This is a genomic window from Frischella japonica, from assembly GCF_014489845.1.
Classification (GTDB): Bacteria; Pseudomonadota; Gammaproteobacteria; order Enterobacterales; family Orbaceae; genus Frischella; species Frischella japonica.
Map to the genome: position 1 here is coordinate 83,618 of NZ_JABURY010000010.1, position 22,536 is coordinate 106,153.

General features: G+C 32.8%; 17 protein-coding genes. 11 read left to right on the forward strand and 6 right to left on the reverse strand.

All coding sequences use genetic code 11. From position 1 onward, the window contains the following. Nucleotides 1–758: 758 nt before the first annotated feature. Nucleotides 759–1,466: a lipopolysaccharide core heptose(II) kinase RfaY gene (rfaY, locus tag FcAc13_RS04425; protein WP_187754998.1), complete on the forward strand. Its 708-nt coding sequence runs from the start codon at nucleotides 759–761 to the stop codon at nucleotides 1,464–1,466. 56 nt (nucleotides 1,467–1,522) lie between these two features. Here the strand turns inward: rfaY and FcAc13_RS04430 are convergent, their stop codons facing one another. From FcAc13_RS04430 to FcAc13_RS04440, 3 genes are all read right to left on the reverse strand, one after another. Next, nucleotides 1,523–2,131 carry a YrbL family protein gene (locus FcAc13_RS04430; RefSeq protein WP_187754999.1) on the reverse strand — a complete coding sequence of 203 codons (609 nt, stop codon included), beginning with the start codon at nucleotides 2,129–2,131 and terminating at the stop codon, nucleotides 1,523–1,525. Nucleotides 2,132–2,167: 36 nt separating this feature from the next. Continuing rightward, nucleotides 2,168–2,854, reverse strand: coding sequence for a lipopolysaccharide core heptose(II) kinase RfaY (locus tag FcAc13_RS04435; protein WP_187755000.1), 687 nt, complete (start codon nucleotides 2,852–2,854; stop codon nucleotides 2,168–2,170). Nucleotides 2,855–3,057: 203 nt separating this feature from the next. Beyond that, nucleotides 3,058–4,905 (reverse strand): sulfatase-like hydrolase/transferase, encoded by a 1,848-nt coding sequence (locus FcAc13_RS04440; RefSeq protein ID WP_187755001.1) that lies wholly within the window; start codon nucleotides 4,903–4,905, stop codon nucleotides 3,058–3,060. A 438-nt stretch (nucleotides 4,906–5,343) separates the two neighbouring features. Between FcAc13_RS04440 and yoaA the strand changes: the two genes are divergently transcribed. Together yoaA and tsaB are read left to right on the forward strand one after the other, a co-directional pair. Further along, entirely contained in the window at nucleotides 5,344–7,263 is a 1,920-nt protein-coding gene (gene yoaA, locus FcAc13_RS12375; RefSeq protein WP_187755002.1) for a DNA repair helicase YoaA, read from the forward strand. Nucleotides 7,264–7,287: 24 nt separating this feature from the next. Then, on the forward strand, nucleotides 7,288–7,977 hold the full coding sequence (gene tsaB / locus FcAc13_RS04450; protein WP_187755003.1) for a tRNA (adenosine(37)-N6)-threonylcarbamoyltransferase complex dimerization subunit type 1 TsaB: 690 nt from the start codon (nucleotides 7,288–7,290) through the stop codon (nucleotides 7,975–7,977). Nucleotides 7,978–8,028: 51 nt separating this feature from the next. On the opposite strand, the gene FcAc13_RS04455 is transcribed toward tsaB, so the two are convergent. Further along, a complete protein-coding gene (locus FcAc13_RS04455; RefSeq protein ID WP_187755004.1) occupies nucleotides 8,029–8,295 on the reverse strand; it encodes a GrxA family glutaredoxin in 267 nt (88 codons plus the stop codon). Nucleotides 8,296–8,752: 457 nt separating this feature from the next. Between FcAc13_RS04455 and FcAc13_RS04460 the strand changes: the two genes are divergently transcribed. The 5 genes from FcAc13_RS04460 (at nucleotide 8,753) to FcAc13_RS04480 (ending at nucleotide 14,123) form a co-directional block, all read left to right on the forward strand. Further along, complete coding sequence (locus tag FcAc13_RS04460) at nucleotides 8,753–9,226, forward strand: YbjN domain-containing protein (protein WP_187755005.1); 474 nt, start codon at nucleotides 8,753–8,755, stop codon at nucleotides 9,224–9,226. Nucleotides 9,227–9,538: 312 nt separating this feature from the next. After that, nucleotides 9,539–10,672, forward strand: coding sequence for an extracellular solute-binding protein (locus FcAc13_RS04465; protein WP_187755006.1), 1,134 nt, complete (start codon nucleotides 9,539–9,541; stop codon nucleotides 10,670–10,672). 86 nt (nucleotides 10,673–10,758) lie between these two features. Next, the gene (gene potG / locus FcAc13_RS04470; RefSeq protein ID WP_187755007.1) at nucleotides 10,759–11,895 is read left to right on the forward strand and encodes a putrescine ABC transporter ATP-binding subunit PotG; all 1,137 of its coding nucleotides are present in this window, start codon (nucleotides 10,759–10,761) and stop codon (nucleotides 11,893–11,895) included. Between the two features lie 293 nt (nucleotides 11,896–12,188). Further along, complete coding sequence (gene potH, locus FcAc13_RS04475; RefSeq protein ID WP_187755092.1) at nucleotides 12,189–13,100, forward strand: putrescine ABC transporter permease PotH; 912 nt, start codon at nucleotides 12,189–12,191, stop codon at nucleotides 13,098–13,100. Between the two features lie 3 nt (nucleotides 13,101–13,103). Then, nucleotides 13,104–14,123, forward strand: a complete 1,020-nt coding sequence (locus FcAc13_RS04480; protein WP_220679713.1) for an ABC transporter permease subunit — start codon at nucleotides 13,104–13,106, stop codon at nucleotides 14,121–14,123. Nucleotides 14,124–14,711: 588 nt separating this feature from the next. Here the strand turns inward: FcAc13_RS04480 and FcAc13_RS04485 are convergent. Both FcAc13_RS04485 and FcAc13_RS04490 read right to left on the reverse strand, forming a co-directional pair. Continuing rightward, nucleotides 14,712–16,097: an APC family permease gene (locus FcAc13_RS04485; RefSeq protein ID WP_187755008.1), complete on the reverse strand. Its 1,386-nt coding sequence runs from the start codon at nucleotides 16,095–16,097 to the stop codon at nucleotides 14,712–14,714. Nucleotides 16,098–16,224: 127 nt separating this feature from the next. Then, nucleotides 16,225–17,955: an amidohydrolase gene (locus FcAc13_RS04490; protein ID WP_187755009.1), complete on the reverse strand. Its 1,731-nt coding sequence runs from the start codon at nucleotides 17,953–17,955 to the stop codon at nucleotides 16,225–16,227. 177 nt (nucleotides 17,956–18,132) lie between these two features. On the opposite strand from FcAc13_RS04490, the gene matP reads away from it, so the two are divergent. The 3 genes from matP to FcAc13_RS04505 all read left to right on the forward strand — a co-directional run bounded on the left by matP (nucleotide 18,133) and on the right by FcAc13_RS04505 (nucleotide 22,498). Beyond that, the gene (gene matP / locus FcAc13_RS04495; RefSeq protein WP_187755010.1) at nucleotides 18,133–18,612 is read left to right on the forward strand and encodes a macrodomain Ter protein MatP; all 480 of its coding nucleotides are present in this window, start codon (nucleotides 18,133–18,135) and stop codon (nucleotides 18,610–18,612) included. 36 nt (nucleotides 18,613–18,648) lie between these two features. Further along, nucleotides 18,649–21,273, forward strand: a complete 2,625-nt coding sequence (gene topA, locus FcAc13_RS04500) for a type I DNA topoisomerase (protein ID WP_187755011.1) — start codon at nucleotides 18,649–18,651, stop codon at nucleotides 21,271–21,273. 253 nt (nucleotides 21,274–21,526) lie between these two features. After that, complete coding sequence (locus FcAc13_RS04505; RefSeq protein ID WP_187755012.1) at nucleotides 21,527–22,498, forward strand: LysR substrate-binding domain-containing protein; 972 nt, start codon at nucleotides 21,527–21,529, stop codon at nucleotides 22,496–22,498. The last annotated feature ends 38 nt before the right edge of the window (nucleotides 22,499–22,536 follow it).

A 22,536-nucleotide genomic window follows, 5' to 3' on the forward strand; every position in this document is an offset into this window, starting at 1 on the left:
ATTGAGTAATGAAAACTATAAGCGATTAAATCAATATTCATAATGTAGGAAAAAATATAATTTAAGGCAATTTTTGCCAGAATAATATCAGTGGTAGTTTGTGCTAGATGATGAAGAGCATGTGTTGTGGTATATTCCAAAAGTGTCATCGCTAAGATTTTACCATTTACATGATCGTCTGGTGTGAACTCTACTCAGATAGCTTAAGCATTTTATTAAATCGATGTTTTTTGTAATACTAAGTGGCAGCATAGAATATTGTTCGTCTATTGTTTAATAATGAGTCTCTCTAGTTTAGAGCTGTGCAGTTACAACCTTTATTTTGGTATGCGAACTGACAACACACGTTTTCAAAACCAAATTATCCCGACAACAGTTCGTTATACAAAAAATTTTCCATATAAGCTTTTTGAGCAAAACAACTATCTGAAGCGTAAATATAAATGTTTGACATTTTGTTAAAACCAATAACGCGATCTACTAAATATTTATATTTAATACAAACGATATCTAATATCACTTGTGACGTTTAAATGAATATTTAACACATGCATGCTATTACATCTGATCACTATCATATAATTATGATAATATCAGTGGATAATATTATTCAATATGTGAAAATATAACATTTAGAAATAAAAAAATATTTATCTCATAAAATAGTTTTTTCATGGAAAAATAATGATTAATTAAGTAGTATTAACAACCAGTTAATACAGTGCGAAATTTTAGAAACATCTCGGGAATTTGGTAATATGATTTTTAAAAAGAAAATAGGGAAGCTGACCGTTTTTATTAAAGATAATGATAGTTTTTATGAAAAAATATTAGATGAATTTTTATCAAATCGTATGGATATAAAGAAATTATTACGCAGTGAAGATGAAACCAAAGTGTGGTTGATTGATACTGAAAAAGGACCAATGGTTTTAAAGCTTTATGTACCAAAAACCAAACGATTTGAACGTATTTTGAAATCCTTAATTAAACGTGATTTTTATCAAAGTTTAATTTATCGTACTAATAATGCAGTTATTCATGGTGCGAGTATGATTAATGATATTTATCTTTTAGCACAAAAAAAAATATGTAATTATGCTTATGTTCATATTATTTTAATGGAATATATTGATGGCATTCAAATTCGTGATTTGGAACCGATTTCCGATGAGTTAAAGTTAGAGATTACTCAGGTTATCGAGCAAATTCATAGTTATGATATGGTGAGTGGCGCGCCACACAAGGAAAATACGATGTTAACTAAAGATGGGATTAAATTAATCGATCTTTCGGGTAAAAAATGTACTTGTGTCAGCCGGGCTAAAGATAGAATGGAATTACAAAAATATTTAGGTATAAAAAATACCAAACAAGATCTAGGTTATTATATTTATATATCAATTAAAAATCTGAAAAAAACTTTTAAAAACATTAGAATTAAACTTGGTTTAAGAAAACCTTAAATAAATAATAAAGATGAGTAGAAATAGATTTACTCATCTTTCTAGTAACAATCCATCTATTTAGTCACTAATTTAAAATAAGCTTCTAGGACTGTTGAGTTTTCTTTTTTAATACTTGCTATAAAACGTTGCCATTTTCTATCGATGGAACGTTTAGCAAAATAGCGACAATAATTATCAATTTTTATGAGTCGCGCGTTACCTATATTATCGATAATCACCAAGCGATTACCAATATGACGTTTTTGATACAAGATATTTTTACTTTTTATTGTCATGGTAATAATGCGATCTTTTTGAAGAGCATCATATAAATGATTTAATGCCAAAGCCAGATCAGTTATCTCTTTATCGGTTAATGCTTGTTTTAGACAATTTTCCAGTGAGATGGAGATTTGATTATTATCGTCACGAATTAAGTCATAAACATGACCAATACCTAAATCGGTGTCAATTGGACCATAGTATTTTGATAAACAGTTCCAACGAATATGGCGTTTAAGTAGATGATTATAGTATTTTACTTCGCGATTCGTTTCTGTTTCGGCACCAGCATTATAATTAATTTTGATACATTTATTTTGATCTTCGGGATGACGATAACATTTACGATGTAACCCCTTGCCAATATAATTTTCTGGTGTGAGATAAATAATGTTTTTCATAATTTTAAACTAATAAGAATCCTATAAAATGGTTAACTATTTTTTATTTCTTAACTTTCTGGAAAATTTAATCCATTTATCTCTTAATCCAACAAAATGATATAAAAGCCCAGGTTTTTCATTTAAATTAATATCATAATAACGTTTCAGATGACGAGCATCTTTAGCTTTAGCAATACAAAACATACCATTATCTGATAAATCAATAAATTTAATGTCATTATTTTCATTCAGCAAAATATTAAAAGGATTCAAATCGCATGATGCTAATCCGTATTGATGTAATTGTTTCACTGCCGTTTTTATTTTCATAGTTAAAGGTGAATAATCGTCACAAAAATCCTTAATTGGTTTGCCTTCAACATATTCACTGAGTAAAAAAGTCTCTAAAATATTATGGGTTCTATACTGAGCGACCACAAAAATGCTGCCAACCAGATTGCAACCCTGTTGTTTTGCTTTTTCAATACGTTGTTGAAGATTGAAATAAAATGACCCTTGCAGAAAGAGTTTGATTTTTTGATCAAAATGAGCAATTTTTTCACTATCCCATTTTATCGTATATTTTTTACCATCAACTTCAATTAACCAAACAGCACGTGTTTTTTTTTCAGTTAAAGTTTGGTAGGGTATTTGTTTGGACAAAAATTGTTTTAGCATAGTGACATACTGATTATCACTAGCATGAATAGTAAAATTTTCTAAGGAAGTCGACTTAATCATAAATAATTAATTACAAAGTTAAAAAAATTTATTGTTAATGATTATTTTAACACGTTTATTTTTTAATTGACCGGAATAATTAGAATCCATTTTTTTAGTGATGTTAGTTAATAGGGTCTATTTAATATCAAATTGATTATTAAATAACAATTGGTCTTATTAAAAATAGCTTAATAAGACCTGATAAAATATGTTGGTAGCGATCAATGCTCATAAAAATATTTCATATTATTTAAAGCCTGATGAATATATTGGTAATTAGGAACATCATCCACGGTTTTGTTATATTGATCCATATAATGACTAAAACCGACACTATTAACTAGATAAATATTTTTCGGTGTGCGCACAGCATAACTACTATAATTAGACATCAATAGCCAATTGCGATTGCTAATAGGCCTAAATAAATCGTAACCTGTTGAATAATCTTGAATATCATTCGTCACTGATAAATAATGCTTCATCAAAGATGGTACAACATCTTCGTGACTTGTTAAAACATTTGCTAAGGCATTCTTGTTAAGTTGATAAGCCTCTTCGCCATTACTACCAATAACAATAAACGGAACTTTAGTTTGAGCATCGGTATAATTACCATTATGACCCCAAAATCCCATATGATTATCATTCATTTCTTGAGAATGATCGCCAGTGATAATAATAATGGTATTATCAAGCGTACCTGAATTTTCTAACTCAGTGTAAACTTGTTGTAATAAATAATCGACCGAATAAACACTCATTTTATAGCGATTGAATATGGGTTCTGGGTTAGTATCATTACTTAGACTTAAATAGTTAATATCACTTATCGGTTGATATTTCAAATCTAAATCTTTTAGAAAATCGTAACCATGGGGTTGATCATAAAATAAGAATGAAAATGATGGACGTGATGTATCACGACTATTAAACCAGGTTAACCAATCTTTAGTTAAATTTACATCTCTTTCAGATGCACTATTACCAGCACTATTAATGCGTAAGTTTTCTATACTGACAAAGGCTGTTCTATCAAATTCAGGTGCTGATATTTTTGCTGAAGAGAAGATACCAATGTTATAGTTTTCTTTTTGTAATGTCGTCACAAATAATGAAGGAATACTATTATTGAAAAAACTTTGCCAGTAAGTACCGGGAATACCATAGAATAGCCCAAAAATACCTGTGCGTGTTGCATTACCGGTAGAGTAATGATTATTAAAAATTACACCATCATGTTGTTGCACAAATTTATAGGTATTGGGTGTATTTTCTTGATTAAATGTGTCATAACGCCAAGAATCTAAAACGATAAAAATAATATTTTTTGGGTTAGGATTTGATGCAATTTGAAGTGAATGTTTGGGGTATATAACATTACTTTTAAAATTAACGGTAGTGCGGATATTCTTTTGTAAACCTTCTTTATCAAAAATACCCATTATTTTTTTTGAAGTTAGTGGATAATAATGAGGAATATACTCTTTGATTACCACAATGGGTGCATAGGCATAATAAGCTGAGATCATATAAACAATATTACTCATTAGTAGGCTAAAAATGAAGAAAATTAACGAGATTTTGAGCCATTTTCGTTTGGTTTTTGCTTGCAGTGCTTGATTGTTAAGATAACGATCAATCAGACATAATATTGTGTATTCAATTAAAATTACCGAAAGAATTAGCACAAACATTAAAAGACAGGTAGCCATAGAAAAATCGACAACTTGTCCTGATAAAACTAACGATAATACTGATTGATTAATATGAAATCGGTATTGTTCAAATGTAACTGTATCAATATAAAGCATAATTAGCGTAGCGCCAAAGATCACGGCAAGTAATATATTGTGTAAAAATCGAGGAGTTTTTCTTATACACAAAAGTAAACTAAAACAAATAATTGATAGCAGTAAATAAAAAATAAAAGTTTGACTGAGTACAGCAAAAAAAGCAAATAGAATGCTAATACAATTCAAGGATATACCCGGTACTAAAAAGTACTTAATGGCAACTAAAGAAGAAAATAAAACATTAAGTAAAAGAAATATAAATAGTTTTTTCATCAAATTCACTTAGAAAAATAGACATGCTAACTTATAATAAAAAAATCATTGCCATTCTATATGAATTTAAAGAAATAAGCATTATCAATATAGCTAGTGACAAATAGATAAAATCACATTAACTATCTAAATAAATAAAAAAGCCCAATAGCACGATTGGGCAAAATGATGAAAAAGGAATAAATAACTATTCCTCAAATATATTATAAAAAAATCAATGAATTAACTAATCGTTTATTCATATCCATGTAATAGGTTAAAGTTTATCCAATTTATTTAGTAATGAATATCTAGCTAATTAAAAATCATTTATTTTAGGGTAGCGATTGATTATCAATGATGATGAAAACGGTTATCATTGGCCAAGTTAGTGAAATTTTCTATTTTAGCTTTTATCAGGCATAATAGTGCCATTTTTTTGAAAGGGTTGATGTATTAGTGTGTGATGATTTTGCTCCGAATGGCTTACTCGCTAAGACGATTAAAGATTTTGTTCCCCGTGAACCACAACAGAGAATGGCTGCTAAAATAAGTCAGGCTATTGTAGACGATAAAAATTTGGTTATTGAAGCGGGAACAGGTACAGGAAAAACGTTCGCCTATCTTGTGCCAGCTTTCCGCAGTAATAAAAAAGTGATTATTTCAACTGGTTCAAAAAACCTTCAAGATCAACTTTATTCTAAAGATATACCCATTATAAAAAAAGCACTTGGTTTTACGGGAAAATTAGCCCTTTTAAAAGGTAGAGCAAATTATTTGTGTTTGGAAAGATTGATTCATCATAATACCGCACCAGGTGAACTAACAAAACCCATGCAGACTGATTTAGTACGAGTTAAACAGTGGTCTACTAAAACTACTGATGGCGATATCAGTAAATGTACTACTGTTACTGAAAGTAATCCAATTTGGCCAATTTTAACCAGTACCAACGATAATTGTTTAGGAAGTGATTGCCCTAATTTTGATGAATGTTATGTAGTCAAAGCCAGACGAAAAGCACTGAATGCCGATATTGTTGTGGTTAACCATCATCTATTCTTGGCCGATATTGTTGTAAAAAATACGGGATTTGGTGAGTTAATTCCTAAGGCTGATGTTTTTATCTTTGATGAAGCACACCAGCTACCTGATTTAGCATGTCAATATTTCGGTCAACAACTGACCAGTCGACAATTAATTGATTTAGCTAAAGAAATAGCTCTATGCTATCGAACTGAAGTGAAAGATCTAGTTCAATTGCAAAAGTGTGCTGATAAATTACAAAAATGTACCCAAGATTTACGTATCGCCATTGGCAATGTGAGTAATAAAGGAAATTTAAGAGATTTGTTCACTTATACATCGGTTAATCAGGAAGTGGAATGTTTACAAGCCTCGTTAAATTTTTGTCATGAAGTTTTATTATTGGCGATTGGACGATCATCTACATTAGATAATTGTTTTGATAGAGTTAATCAGTATCAGCAACTACTTACTCGTTTGATGAGTATTCATGTTACGGGGTTTAGTTATTGGTATGAATGTATGGGGAATCATTTTTCATTGGCACTTACCCCACTTTCGGTTGCAGATAAGTTTGCGCACTTAATGGATGAACGCAATGGTAGCTGGATTTTCACCTCAGCGACATTATCGGTGAATTCCAAATTAGATTATTTTACACAACGATTAGGATTGACTGAATCAGCTTCAATGATTTTAGAAAGTCCTTTTGATTTTACTCATCAAACACTATTTTGTGTACCACGTTATATTCCTTCGCCAAACGAAAAAGACGTAGCTCAGAAATTAGTGAATATTTTATTACCGGTGATAGAAGCGAATAAGGGGCGTTGCTTTTTCTTATGCACTTCGCATATGATGATGAATGAATTAGCAAAACTTTTTCGTGAAAAAACAACATTGCCTATTTTAGTGCAAGGTGAAACTAGTAAGACGCAATTATTAGCACAATTTATCGAATCGGGTAATGCTTTATTAGTTGCAACCAGCAGTTTTTGGGAAGGCGTTGATGTTCGTGGTGATATTTTATCCTGTGTTATAATTGATAAACTGCCATTTGCTTCACCAGATGATCCGTTGATGAAGGCAAGAATTGAAGATTGTCAATTGCGCGGTGGTAATCCTTTTAATGAAATACAAATTCCAGAAGCGGTGATTACATTAAAACAAGGCGTAGGTCGACTAATACGTCATCATCAGGATCGTGGAGCAATTGTCATTTGTGACAATCGATTAGTTATGCGTTCCTATGGTGCGATATTTCTTAATAGTTTACCACCGTCACCACGAACACGAGATATCCAAAGGGTTACTGAATTTTTATTATCCCCCAAAGATAAACCAATTAATTAATCTTTCATTTAAAAGAGATATTCAATGAGTTGTAATATATTAGCAATTGATACATCAACAGAAGCGTGTTCTGTTGGTTTACTTTTTAATGGTCAAATTAGTGAAAATCTTGTTATTTCGCAACGTGATCATACTAAACACATTCTTCCTATGATCGACAAAATTTTAAGACAGTCCGATTGTAGTTTAGCTCAACTTGATGCAATTGCGTTTGGTCAGGGGCCAGGTAGTTTTACCGGAGTGAGAATTGGTATCGGTGTGGCACAAGGTTTGGCATTAGGAATTAATTGCCCATTAATCGGAGTGTCAAATTTAATGGCTTTAGCGCAAGGAGCCTATCGCAAAACAGCGGCTAAACATGTGATATCGGCGATTGATGCGAGGATGTCAGAAGTGTATTTAGGTGTCTATCAATATTTAGATAATGGGAACTGGCAAGCAATGATTGATGAGTGCGTGATTAAACCGGGAGAAGTTGCCAATAAACTTAGTCATAGCCAATTAATAAACCCTGTTATAGCAGGAACAGGATGGCAAACATATTCAACAATGTTAGACAATGTAAAAGATAGCTACCATTATTTGCCTGAAGCGCAAGATATGGTTGTTATTGCAGAAAAACACTTTAAAGAGGGCCATATAACCGCTGTAGAAGAAGTACAAGCAACATATTTACGTAACGAAGTCACTTGGAAAAAACTACCAGGTAAATAGCAAAGGGTATGTAAATACCCTTTTTCTAAGTAAAACAGCTAACTTAAATTATTAATTTTTGAATAAATCCAAATGCTCTTTTGCATAAGCTTCAAAATCAGTGCAACCACCAATTGGTTTTTCATCAATAAAAATTTGTGGAACGGTTTCAACTGGTTTACCAACGCTTTTTGATAAATCTTCTTTAGTAATACCTTCAGCTTGAATATCCACATAACGATATGAAAAGTCATCACGTTCTTGGGAAAGTTTTTCTGCCAATTCTTTAGCTCTCACGCAATAAGGGCAACCAGGTCGACCAAAAATGACTACGTACATTAAATACCTCTTTATGTTATCAACATACTAATTACTATACTCATCTTTAGTAAAAAGTGAAATAGTTAATGATGGTTATTCTAATAAGGATGAACAATTAATAACCGGCTAAGCAATTTTTGAATCAATAAACTAACCTCAAAATTTAATTATAAAATACAGTTACTTTTGATAAATTTTTATAGTATATTTTTTACTAAACGTAGTTGATAACACAAAATTGGTTGTGTCAAAAGGTGTATAAATATTGGATAATCACTATAATTTTAGGCGTTTTTTTATTAGTCTAATCAACGATATTTTCAATTAATGTGGCAGGATTTTCGGGTTTATGAATATTATTACTTTGTTATTTTAATTGTTTATTATCATGATAGTAATGTAGTTATTCTATTATTACATACAATAATTAGTCATATAATTGATTTACGTGTGACTTTTAGAAAGCGAAAAGATTATGTTAATTGTTCCTAATTTTACGATTATTTCGGCTTGGCTCAATAAGTTGAAAGTGGTTTACCATCCATCAGAAGACAGTAATATCATTGAATTAGTTTATTTAAAAAAAGTGAAGGGTATTTCTTATGCGTCGATAATACTTCTTGATGATATTCTAACTATCTCAATTTATTCTCAAATTAAGCAGGTAGCATTACAAACCCTAATTGGCGAAGTGAGTCAAATAAATAATTCGACTTTTTTAGCTAAAGTTTATTTGGAATTACGAGAAGATGAAAGTGCAAAATTAATATTTTCCTATTCGATGCCAATTTCTGAGGGTATCACATTTAATCAATTTTGTTTATCGCTTTCTCGTTTTGAAGAAGAGGCACTACAAGTCATTGCTGAATTGGATCAATGCGACTTATTATTAAATGCATTAGACAATAATGGTTGTTTAAAGGGCAATCACTTCAATATTTACCATTAATTTTAGAATCACGAAGGTAATGTTAATTTTTGGTAAAATAGTAAATTGATTGTTTAATTATGTGTAAAAAACAATCGATTGTATGGTAAATTTTCATTATTGTAAATTAATAGATGAACTTATATTGAAATTAAGGTATTTTATGTCCTCATAATCTAGGTTGTAAATCTATTGTAAATATTTAATCAATATTTAGTAGAGACTACAATTATCTTGGTTTGTGACCTGTTTGGTTCAGGTGAATTAGGTGTTTGTTAATATGATTAATAAACATAGTGTTTAGCATGTTATTACCCGAAGGGAGTGGTGCGCATGTTTTCTCAACATAAAAAATCTCAAAGTAAATCTTTCATTAAAGTTCTTACCTTAGTAGCAAGTATTTCTGCAGGTTTTACTCATAATGCTAACGCAGAAGATCGTGTCGTTAATTTTTATAATTGGGCTGGGCAAATTGGTTCAACAACGATTGCTGATTTTGAACATGCCACTAGTATAAAAGTCAATTATAGTGTGTTTGATTCTAATGAGGTATTAGAAGGAAAACTCATGGCAGGTCATTCAGGGTATGATGTTGTTTCTCCTTCAGACAGTTTTCTAGCCAGACAAATCCAATCAGACATCTATCTACCACTGGATAAAAGTAAATTAACCAATTGGGATAATTTAGACCCAAATCTAATGCAACTGATGCAAACACATGATCCAGATAATAAATATGCTATTCCTTATGTATGGATGACTACAGGTATTGGTTATAATATTGATATGGTTAAAGCGCGTTTGGGTGAAGATGCACCAGTTAATAGCTGGGATCTCGTTTTTAAACCTGAAAATATGGAAAAATTGCAAGACTGTGGGGTGGCTTTTCTGGATGCACCAACCGAGATTTTTGCTAGCGCATTACAATATTTAGGGTTAGATCCTAACAGCCCTGATGCTAAAAATTATACTGGACCTGCTTATGACTTATTATCAAAAGTAAGACCATATATTCGTTATTTTCATTCATCACAATATATTAATGATTTAGCAAATGGTGATATTTGTGTAATTTTAGGTTGGTCTGGTGACATTTTACAATCGCGCGATCGAGCAAATGAAGCACAAAATGGCGTAAGAGTAGGTTATGAAATCCCAAAAGAAGGTGCACTGGTTTTCTTTGATACCTTTGCTATTCCTAAAGATGCGGAACATGTTGATGAAGCCTTAAAATTCTTGAATTTTATTCTTAGGCCAGAAATTGCTGCTCAAGTTACCAATGATGTTAACTTTGCCAGTGCCAATAAAGTTGCTTTTGATAAATATGTTAAACCAGAAGTAAAGAATGATCCTGCTGTTTATCCATCACCAGATGTAATGAATAACCTCTTTACTTTGAAAGTTCAAGATCCAAAACTTGAACGCACAATTACGCGTACATGGACAAAAATTAAGACTGGTAAATAAGTTGTTTGTTTTTGAGTAATAGACGGTAGATTCTTAGGATTTTGCCGTCTAGTTTTTTTTGACTTGTTGTTATGAGGAAAGTATTGATGAATAATGCAACAACAAATCAGGTTCAACTAAAAAAGAAGTTAGTTACACCATTATTGGAAATTAAAAATTTAACTAAAGTTTTTAATGACGATTATTATGCAGTAGATGATATTAATTTAACAATTTATGAAGGTGAGATTTTTGCCTTATTAGGTGCCTCAGGTAGTGGTAAGTCTACTTTATTAAGAATGTTAGCCGGTTTTGAGCAGCCAACATCAGGACAAATTATTCTTGATGGCAAAGATTTATCAACGGTACCACCATATAATCGGCCAATAAATATGATGTTCCAATCGTATGCATTGTTTCCTCATATGACGGTTGAACAAAATATTGCATTTGGCTTAATGCAGGATAAATTATCTGCAGCAGAAATTCATCAGCGTGTAAAAGAGATGTTAGCGTTAGTTCATATGGAACAATTTGGTAAACGTAAACCTCATCAATTATCAGGTGGGCAAAGGCAGCGTATAGCATTAGCGCGTAGTTTGGCGAAAAGACCAAAATTATTACTACTTGATGAACCAATGGGAGCATTAGATAAGCAGCTACGTGATCGCATGCAGCTTGAAGTAGTATCTATTCTAGAAAAAGTTGGTGCTACTTGTGTAATGGTAACCCATGATCAAGAAGAAGCTATGACAATGGCGGGACGGATTGCCATCATGAATAAAGGGCAATTTATTCAAATCGGTGAACCTGAGGAACTTTATGAGCATCCTAACAGTCGCTATAGTGCTGAATTTATAGGTTCAGTAAATATATTTGAAGGTATGTTACAAGAGACATTAGAAGATGGCTTACTTATCAACTGTCCAATGTTAAAACATCCAATTAAAGTCGATTATGATTCTCCTGCAGTTGAAGGGGTACCTATTATGATCGCATTAAGACCTGAAAAGATTCATTTATGTGATGAAATTCCAGAAGATCGTTATAATTTTGCTGTTGGTGAGGTTGTGGATATTGCTTATTTAGGCGATCTCTCAATTTATCATGTGAAATTACATAGTGGGCAAATTGTTATAGCACAATTGCAAAATGAACATCGCTATCGTAAAGGTATGCCGACGTGGGGCGATGATATGTACCTCAGTTGGGAAATAGACAGTTGTGTCGTGTTGACTGAATAATCGTGGTTTTTATGAGGAGATTTTCAATGCGGGCAATTGGGATCTGTTTTGTTTTAAACATACTTGCTTTATTAGTGTGTCTTAGCATGATGGCTAATATTAACGACAATAATGCTTTATTAGAGCTATGTTTTACGCTATTTCTTTTAGGTTTTCTAATTTCTTTATTGGGTTTAATGTTACTTAAATATAAAGTATCTAAGTTAGCTTACTGGTTAATTATTATTGGTAGTGTGATTTCATTGCCGACCCTACCTGTTGGTCTCATCTTAATCTATTTTTGTTACAAAAATATGGTGAAATTGCAAGATGATTCAGATTTGATGACAGATTATGGTCGTCTATTAGTTACTTTAATACCTTATTTATGGATGCTATTACTCTTTTTACTGCCATTTTTAATTGTTTTTAAGATTAGCTTCGCTGATATGATAAGAGCGATTCCGCCTTATACAGATCTGATTAACTATGAAGATGGTGTGTTAAATATAGCCTTTAATTTTGGTAATTACTTTAATTTAGTTGATGATACCATTTATATAAATGCATATTTACAGTCATTAAAAATTGCCTGTATTTCAACATTTTTATGTATTTTAATTGGTTACCCACTTGCATGGGCAATTAGCCAATGTAAACCTTCAACGCGTAATATCCTATTATTATTAGTCATATTACCTTCATGGACTTCATTTTTAATTCGTGTTTATGCTTGGATGGGGATTTTAAAAAATAATGGTTTATTAAATAACTTTTTAATTTGGTTAGGAGTAATTGATCAACCATTAATTATCCTAAATACCAATATAGCTGTTTATATCGGTATTGTTTATTCTTATTTACCTTTTGTGGTTTTACCGATCTATACATCATTAAGTAAAGTTGATAATACCTTGATCGAAGCCGCATTAGATTTAGGTTGTCGACCATTAAAAACATTTTTCAAAATTATTGTTCCATTGACAAAAAGTGGCATTATTGCGGGAGGAATGTTAGTTTTTATTCCGGCGGTTGGTGAATATGTTATTCCAGAATTACTCGGTGGATCAGATACGTTAATGATTGGTAAACAACTTTGGTTAGAATTTTTTAACAACCGCGATTGGCCGGCTGCATCAGCAGTGGCGTCAGTAATGTTGTTAATTTTAATTGTGCCAATATTTTATTTTAATAAATTTCAAAATCGTCAAATGGGAGGTAAATAGTACATGACAAATTTACCTATTTTGATACGTTCGATTCTTGCTGTTTTTTTTAGCTCTTTAATTGGATCGTTTATCCTGACAGTATTAATCTCGGCAAGTGGTTTCGATATTGTTGTTGATCCACTTGAATATGCACATGTTTATTTTGGGGTAATGATTTTTAGTATAATTGTAACTTGCATAATTACTGTTGTTCTTTTATTGCGTAGCCTTAAGTTTTTTATCTTATTTATTACGTTTTCATTTTTATACGTACCAATGTTAATGCTAGTTATTTACTCATTTAATAGTTCAAGACTGGTTACCGTATGGGCTGGTTTTTCAACTCATTGGTATGGAGAACTGTTAGCAAATCACGCTTTATTAAGTGCCGTTGGATTAAGCTTACTCATAGCCGCAGCTTCAGCTACACTTGCGGTTATTCTTGGTACTTTAGCTTCCTATACAATTGTTCGTTTTGGGCGTTTTAGAGGAGCTAATTTATTTTCCTTTATGACAACAGCACCTTTAGTTATGCCTGATGTTATAACAGGTCTAGCATTACTGCTTATGTTCGTTGCAATGGGACATATGATTGGGTGGCCACAAGATCGCGGTGCCATAACGATTTGGTTGGCGCATGTAACATTTTGTACAGCCTATGTTACGGTCGTGGTTAGTGCCCGTTTACGAGAGTTGGATAAATCGATAGAAGAAGCCGCAATGGATTTAGGGGCTAATCCATTAAAGGTCTTTTTTGTTATTACGTTACCCATGATTATTCCAGCATTAGTATCTGGCTGGTTATTAGCTTTTACACTATCATTAGATGATCTGGTTATTTCCAGTTTTGTCGCTGGACCTGGGGCAACAACCTTACCAATGTTGATTTTCTCGAAAGTAAGGTTAGGCGTTAGTCCAGATATCAATGCGTTAGCTTCAATTATTATCTTAATTGTTTCTGTAATTGGCTTTATCTCCTGGATTTTAATGAGAAGCGCTGAAAAGCGTCGTATACAAGAAATGCGTAATATTAATAGATAGTTAAATTTAGTTATTTAATAAAAAGTAGGGGCTTAATTTTGCCCCTTTTTTGTTATTCTAATCAGTGTTAGCAGAATAATTGAATGATTAATATTGTTTAATGATGTATATAATTTAGAATATTACTTGTCACGATTCATCGCTGAACTTATTACACTACAGCATTATCAACTATTTTATATTTATGGTAGATAATTTTTTATATAAATTAAAACTGTCACTGTAAGATGAAAAAAATGTACCAATAAAAGATGTATGATGGCTTTTAAGTAGAAATAGTGTATAGCAAACTATATCAAATTATATAAAAGATAAATGGTGATTGAAATAAGTGACGAGTATTATGTGCTGTGTCAGTTTTTGAGCGTACAATGATTGCATATTAAACGCGACTAAATTAACGATAAAATAATCACTGTTATATATTACTAAAATACCTAACAATTAGGCATAGTCAAAAGTTCCCTTAAGCCGGCAGAAAATAGCCAAAATCTCTGTTATTTTAAAATATGTAAAGTGAGCACTAAGTGTGAATTAAAATAAAAGGGTAAATAATTTACCCTTTACGTGATGTAAATATTGTGTGGGTTAAATAATTAACGCTTTGGCTTCCTCATCGCTTAACAAAGCTTTGACTTCCTCATCACTTAAAGATGGAATTGCACGAGTAAACATACGTGTCATATATAATAAATATGCTAGTCCGATAAGAAACCATATAATACCAATCAAAATTGCCATTTCATCAAGACTGGTCCATAACCATAATGATAATAAAAGACCAATTGCTGGTAATACACCATATTTAAACAATATTTCTATGGTTAAGTGTGCTTTACGATTAATATATGTCTTGATTACACAAAGATTAACAAAGGTAAAAGACATTAAAGCGCCAAAGCTTATCATCGAAACCACCAAATCCAATGGTAAAACTAATGATAATAATGAAAATGTCGCCACAAATATAATGGATAGATGCGGCGTGTGGAAACGTTTATGTAATCGATAAAAGATCTTTTTCGGTAACACACCTTCGCGTCCCATTGCAAAAAATATTCGTGACACACTAGTTTGCGCCGTCATAGCTGAAGCAAACACACCAGTTAAATAAGCCGCCAAGAAAAAGTTAGTCATGATAGTTTTACCAATTGCACTGATTTCTCCAACCTTACCAACGACATATAAACTAGCAACATCAGGGTCATTTTCAAAATCATGCCAGTTTGGATATGCCAAATGGGAAGCGTACGACATGATTAAGAAAATACAACCAGCGATGATAACTGTCCACAAAATCGCTTTTGGTAGATTAGTTTTAGCATTAGTGGATTCTTCTGCCAAAGTTGCGATGGCATCAAAACCTAAAAAAGCCAGACACAAAACAGCTGCACCAGAAAATAGACCACTAATATCATCGGTGGTACATAATAGCGGTTTTAATAATGTATCAGTGGTATGTTCAACATTAGAAAAAGCAAGAATAACAAAGAGTGTGATAAAAACAAATTGTACAAAAATCAGTATAAAATTCACTGAATTGATTAATTTAATACCTAAATAATTCAATGTACTTACAAGGATTAATGATGTTAATACAAACACATAAGCCGGGATTGATGGCATGGCTTGGTGTAAGTAAATACCTAATACGAGATAATTCAGAATGGGTAAAAAAAGATAATCTAAAATTTGTGTCCAACCGATTAAAAATCCCATTCTATTACCAAATGTATGTACTACATAGGAATAGGCTGAACCAGCAATAGGATATTTATTAGCCATGCGGCAATAACTCAATGCGGTAAACAAGATCATCATTAGGGTGATAACATAAGCTATAGGTAAATGACCATCTGTAAAAATGGTGACTTGCCCGTAAGTGGTAAATATTCCTAATGGAACCATATAAGCTAAACCAAACGCAACTAATGCAGGAGTGGTTAAAACTCGTTTCATTTTTATTGCGGACATTCACGTTGCTCCTGTGTCCAGATTAACAATAAAAAACTACTAATATAGTTTTATGCCTTCAAGTTCGATGTAATTAATGATAATTACTTCAATCATAACCTTATATTGATAAAAATCATCTTATAAGTCACACTTTTTCATTTTGTTGATAAACTAGTCTCCCTCCTATTATTGTGTTGATTACGTTAACATGCTCAATTTCTTCGGGGCTAATGGTAAATGGATTCCGATCAATAATAATTAAATCGGCAAATTTACCAACTTCTATTGAGCCAATTGTTTGTTCTTGACCTAACATAAATGCCGCATCAATGGTAGCAGCACGTATAACTTCTGTGACAGTTAGATTACGATCTGTTGCTAAACGTTGAGCATTATTACCGGCTCCGATACGTGTTACAGCGACTTTGAAATCAAACCATTCATTCAATGGATCGATTGGCCAATCACTGCCAAAAGCAATTTTAGCGCCAGCATCAATAAATTTTGCACTAGGTTCTAATTCTTTAAAACGTTGTTCACCAAGCATATGATGAAATTGATCAATCATCTCATTAGTTGGACCTGCCCATTGAAAAGATAAAGTAGCAATCGTATTTAATTGCGCAAAACGAGCATAATGAGAAGGGGCTGCTAACTCATTATGGGCTAAACTTGGTCTTATATGCGCAAGTTCCGGATGTTTGGTTCTTAATGACTCAATATGGTTGAGTACAGTCTCAATAGCACCTTCACCAACGGTATGCATATGCGGATAAAATCCTGCTTTACTTACTTCAATAATCAAATTTTCTAGAATTGTGTTGTCATAATACAAGTCACCTACACGATCACTTGCTACATAATCAATGTTATTAGCAGTACCTTGATTGATTCGATAAGGTTCCAGTAATGAAGCAGTCATAATTGGCGCTTGTAATACCCCATCGATAAAAAATTTAACTAAAGAAATTTTAAGCCCAGGTTTTGGTAACCATTGAGAATCACTATAGGTTTGAGCAAATAATTTAGCTTCTTTAACCGCTTTAGGAATATCCTGAATAGTTGGGGCATCGTCGGGAGTAATTTCAATGGCACCGAATAATCGAATAGTAAGATTGTTATCATCAGCTAATGTTTTAAATGCGTTAAATTGTAAATCAGCAGCACGTGCATCCATTGCTGTAGTAACACCTTGTTGATTCAATTCAAATTGTACACGTTTTGCCACTTCAATAGCTTGTTCGGCATTGAGTGCCGGAATGCTATCAAAAGCTCGCATCGCGGGCGCATCTTCTAAAATACCGTTCAATTCACCGTCAGCAGTTCGGCCAATTTTACCATCTTTTGGCTCTGGAGTATGGCGATTTAAGCCAAACATTTCAAGTGCTCGCGTATTGGCAACTAAAGTATGACAATCATTGGAAAACAAAATAACCGGTCGACGTGTATTTAGTTGATCTAAATCTGCACGAGTAATATCGGTGCCTAACGGCAATACTTCCTGACGTAACCAGCCACGAACTTGTAACCAATCATTAGCGCCCTTACAAGGATCATTATCTAAATAGTGCTGGATTTTATCTAAAGTTTGCGCGATAGTTAAACTCGCATAATCAAGATGGCAACCGGAAAGTTGCATTCCCCCCCAAAAAGGGTGTAAATGTGCATCAATAATGCCAGGTAACATCGTTTTCCCATGTAGATCAAAAATCTGCGTATGTTCAGTAATTAATTTTTGAATTTGCGCTGTCGATCCAGTTGCTATAATATAGCCATCTGTAACTGCGATAGCTTCACAAACTGTATTAGTATTATCAGCTGTATAAATATAACCATTTATATAAGCAATATCCGCATAAGAACGATTTTCTACCATGATAACGATGCCTTACCAATTTAGTGTATAAAAAAGGACAAGGAAAGATAGCAGATTTATTAGCGGTGACAAGTAAAATTTCACTTTATTAACAATAATCATTAATAAAATGGTTGAGTTTGGTATAAAACAATGTTAAATATATTAATTAAGTTACAGCGTCACTGAGTATAAATCATGAAATATCAACAATTAGAAAATTTAGAGTGTGGCTGGAAATGGAAATATTTAATAAAAAAATATCGAGAAGGTGAGCCAATAACACGCTACATTGAAAAAAGTGCTGAACAAGAAGCGATAAGACAGTTATTGAATTTAGAAAACGATCCGATTAAAGTAACAAATTGGATAGCCCATCATCTTAATCCAGCTTTAGTCAATCGGATGAAGCAAACGATAAGGGCAAGACGCAAGCGCCATTTTAATGCAGAACATCAAAATACTCGTAAAAAATCCATCGACCTTGAATTTCTAGTATGGCAACGTTTAGCTAATTTGGCTAAACGACGTGGTATGACGTTATCTGATGTCATTATTCAACTGATTGATGATGCGGAACAAAAAGATCAATATGCTAATAAAGTATCAACAATTAAAGATGATTTAATTTCTTTGCTGGCTAACAATAAAGATAAAAAAGGCAAAGTTAACAAATAATATGTGAACAAAATTAAAAAGTATAGGTAATAAATTATGGGAAAATCCCTTGTTATTGTGGAATCACCAGCAAAAGCGAAAACGATTAACAAATATTTAGGAAAAGACTATATTGTTAAATCGAGCATCGGTCATATTCGAGATCTACCTGTCAGTGGCAATAAAACTACTGAATCTAGTGATGAAACTAAAAAAACTAGCAGTAAAGAAACGACTAAAAAAGTTAAACGCTCATCACAACAAATTCTTGTCGATAGAATGGGCGTTGATCCCTATCATGACTGGAAGGCAAATTATCAAATATTACCTGGTAAAAATAAAGTTGTTGCCGAGCTAAAAAAATTAGCAAAAGATGCTGATACCGTCTATCTGGCAACCGACTTGGATAGAGAAGGAGAAGCTATTGCTTGGCATCTTAAAGAAGTTATAGGGGGAGATGAAGATAAGTATCGTCGAGTTGTTTTTAATGAGATTACCAAAACTGCAATTCAAAATGCGTTTAAACAACCGTCTTTCCTTGACATTGACAGGGTTAACGCTCAACAAGCACGTCGTTTTATGGATCGTGTGGTTGGTTTTATGTTATCACCATTATTATGGAAGAAGGTTGCCAGAGGTTTATCCGCCGGTCGAGTGCAATCGGTGGCGGTAAGATTATTAGTTGAACGCGAACGAGAAATCCATGCTTTTACGCCTGAAGAATATTGGGATCTTTTTGCTGAATTGCAAACTCGGTCAAATGAAACCTTGTCAATGCAAGTCACTCATTTTGCTGGTGAGGCTTTTGAACCGAAAGATCGTACGGCGATCGATCTGGCCGTGCAAGAATTAAATCAAAGCCAATATCAAATTAAAAATATTGAAGAAAAGCCAACAAAAAGTAATCCGACAGCGCCTTTTATTACTTCTACACTGCAACAGGCAGCAAGTACCCGTCTTGGTTTTGGGGTCAAAAAAACCATGACGCTCGCACAGCGTTTATATGAGTCGGGATTTATTACCTACATGCGTACTGACTCAACCAATTTAAGTCAAGACGCTTTAAACATGGTCAGAGGGTATATTGAAAAACAATTTGGCTCAAAATATTTACCACAAAAGCCAAACTTCTATGCCAGTAAACAAAATTCACAAGAAGCTCATGAAGCGATCAGGCCATCTGATGTGAAGTTGACCTCTGATCAACTCAATGAGATCGAGTCTGATGCCCGTAAATTATATCATCTTATTTGGTGTCAGTTTGTGGCATGTCAGATGACTGCTGCCGAATATAATTCGACGACCATAACAGCGCAAGCCGGCAATTTTACTTTGAAAGCCAAAGGTCGAACCTTGCGTTTTGATGGTTGGACGAAAGTACAACCGCAGTTGCTAAAAAATAATGATGACAAAATTTTACCCGCGATTAATGTTGATGAAATAGTTAAATTATTAGCATTAAATCCGACGCAACACTTCACTAAACCACCAGCACGTTACAATGAAGCATCACTGGTAAGAGAACTTGAAAAACGAGGTATTGGTCGTCCATCAACTTATGCTACGATTATCTCTACGATTCAAGAACGAGGTTATGTAAGACTTGAAAATCGCCGATTCTACGCGGAAAAAATTGGCGAAATTGTTACAGATCGATTAAGTGAAAATTTTAATGATTTAATGAGTTATAACTTTACCGCGCGTATGGAAGATACGCTTGATGAAGTAGCTCATAAAAAAATAGATTGGAAAAAAGTATTGGATACCTTTTTTAGTGATTTCACAAAACATCTCGAAGTAGCTGAACAAGAACCCGATAAAGGTGGAATGCAATTAAATCCATTGGTGTTAACACCAGAAATTAAATGTCCAAATTGTCAACGTGAGATGGGTATCAAAACGGCTAGTACTGGGGTATTTTTAGCTTGCTCAGGATACAGCCTACCACCAAAAGAACGTTGTAAACAAACCATTAATTTAATTCCCGAGCATGAGGTTTTAAATTTCTTAGAAGAAGATAGTGAAAATTCAGTTGCTGAAACAGATGCTCTACGGGCACTTAAACGTTGTCCTAAATGCCATACTGCAATGGACAGTTATTTATTAGATAGTACACATAAATTACATATTTGTGGTAATAATCCAATTTGTGATGGCTTTATTGTTGAAGAAGGGAACTTTAAAATCAAAACCTATGATGGTCCCATCATTGAATGTGATAAATGTGGTAGTGATATGCACCTCAAATCAGGTCGTTTTGGTATTTATATGGGGTGTACTAATCCAGATTGTAAAAATACCCGTAAGATTTTGAAAAATGGAGATGTTGCTCCACCAAAAGAGGATCCAGTTGACTTACCTGAATTAAAATGCAGTAAATCAGATGCTCATTTTGTCCTCCGTGATGGGGCTTCAGGAGTATTCTTAGCCGCTCATAATTTCCCTAAATCACGAGAAACTCGAGCGCCATTAGTTGCTGAATTACAACGTTTTAAAGATCGTTTACCTGAAAAATTTATCTATTTAACCCAAGCTCCCGCAACAGATCCACAAGGGAATGATGCTATTGTTCGATTTAGTCGCAAAAACAAGCAACAATATGTTACTTCTGAGGTAAACGGTAAATCTACTGGCTGGGTGATGAATTATATTGATAATAAATGGGTGGAAAACAAAAAATAATTGTCTTTTAATGTAGGCTTTTTTTAGTCTGGTAAAAAGTTAAATTTTTAGATAATGTTAAACTGAAATTTAAATGAATAATATTCTATTTATTTTCACAATTATCTATAAAATAGATGAATTGGATAATCGAATAATCATTTCGGTTATCCCGTTACATTGTAAATTTTCAGAATAGGGTAATAAATACCAACGTTCCTAACGATGCCAATTATATCGTTTTAATAATAATCATAATTGAGGTGTAGTATTTATGAAGCTACAACAACTCAGATATATAGTCGAAGTTGCTAATAATGCACTTAATGTATCTTTAACAGCAGAAAAACTTTACACATCGCAACCCGGCATCAGTAAGCAAATTAAACAATTGGAAGACGAATTAGGGGTACAAATTTTTTTACGTTCTGGAAAACACCTTTCAGGTATTACTACTATTGGTGAAATAATAATTGAAAAATCACGCGAAATCTTAAATAAAACACAAGATATTAAAATGATTGTGCAAGAATTTACCAAACCCAATTTAGGTGTGCTTGCTCTTTCAACCACTCATACTCAAGCCCGTTACGCTTTGCCTGAAGCGATTCAAACATTCGTACAAGATTATCCCAATATATCATTAAAAATGGAGCAAGCAGATTCCACGCAATGTCTGATTAATTTAAAAAACCGTGTCAGCGATTTTGCTATTACAACAGATCTGAGTAATTTAACTGATGATATGATTGCATTACCTTGCTACCACTGGAATCAATCAATTATTGTTCCCAAGCAACATCCTATCTCTGGACGTGCATTGATTTCGATTGATGAATTAGCAAATTATCCTTTGATAAGTTATGATTTATCGAAAGAAGGGGCTGATATTCGGCAGATTTTTCTCAAAAATGGAAAAACTCCTAATATTGTATTTAATACCGCCGATGCAGATTTGATCAAGACATATGTTCGCTTAGGTACTGGTGTTGGGATCATCGCTAAAATGGCAATAAATGTTCAAAATGACATTGATCTTGCCGTATTAAATGCTGGCCATATTTTTCCTTATAGTACAACTTATATCGTTTTTTTACGCTCGTTATATTTACGTAATTATATGTATGATTTTATTAAAAAATTTTCTCCGCATTTAGATAAATCGATTATTCATAAATCGCTTGCTTGTGAAAATAATCAACAGGTTTTAGCCATGTATAATGGTGTGAAATTAATGATTAAGTAGGTTATAATAACTGGGTTTTTTATATTCACTAGCTTAAG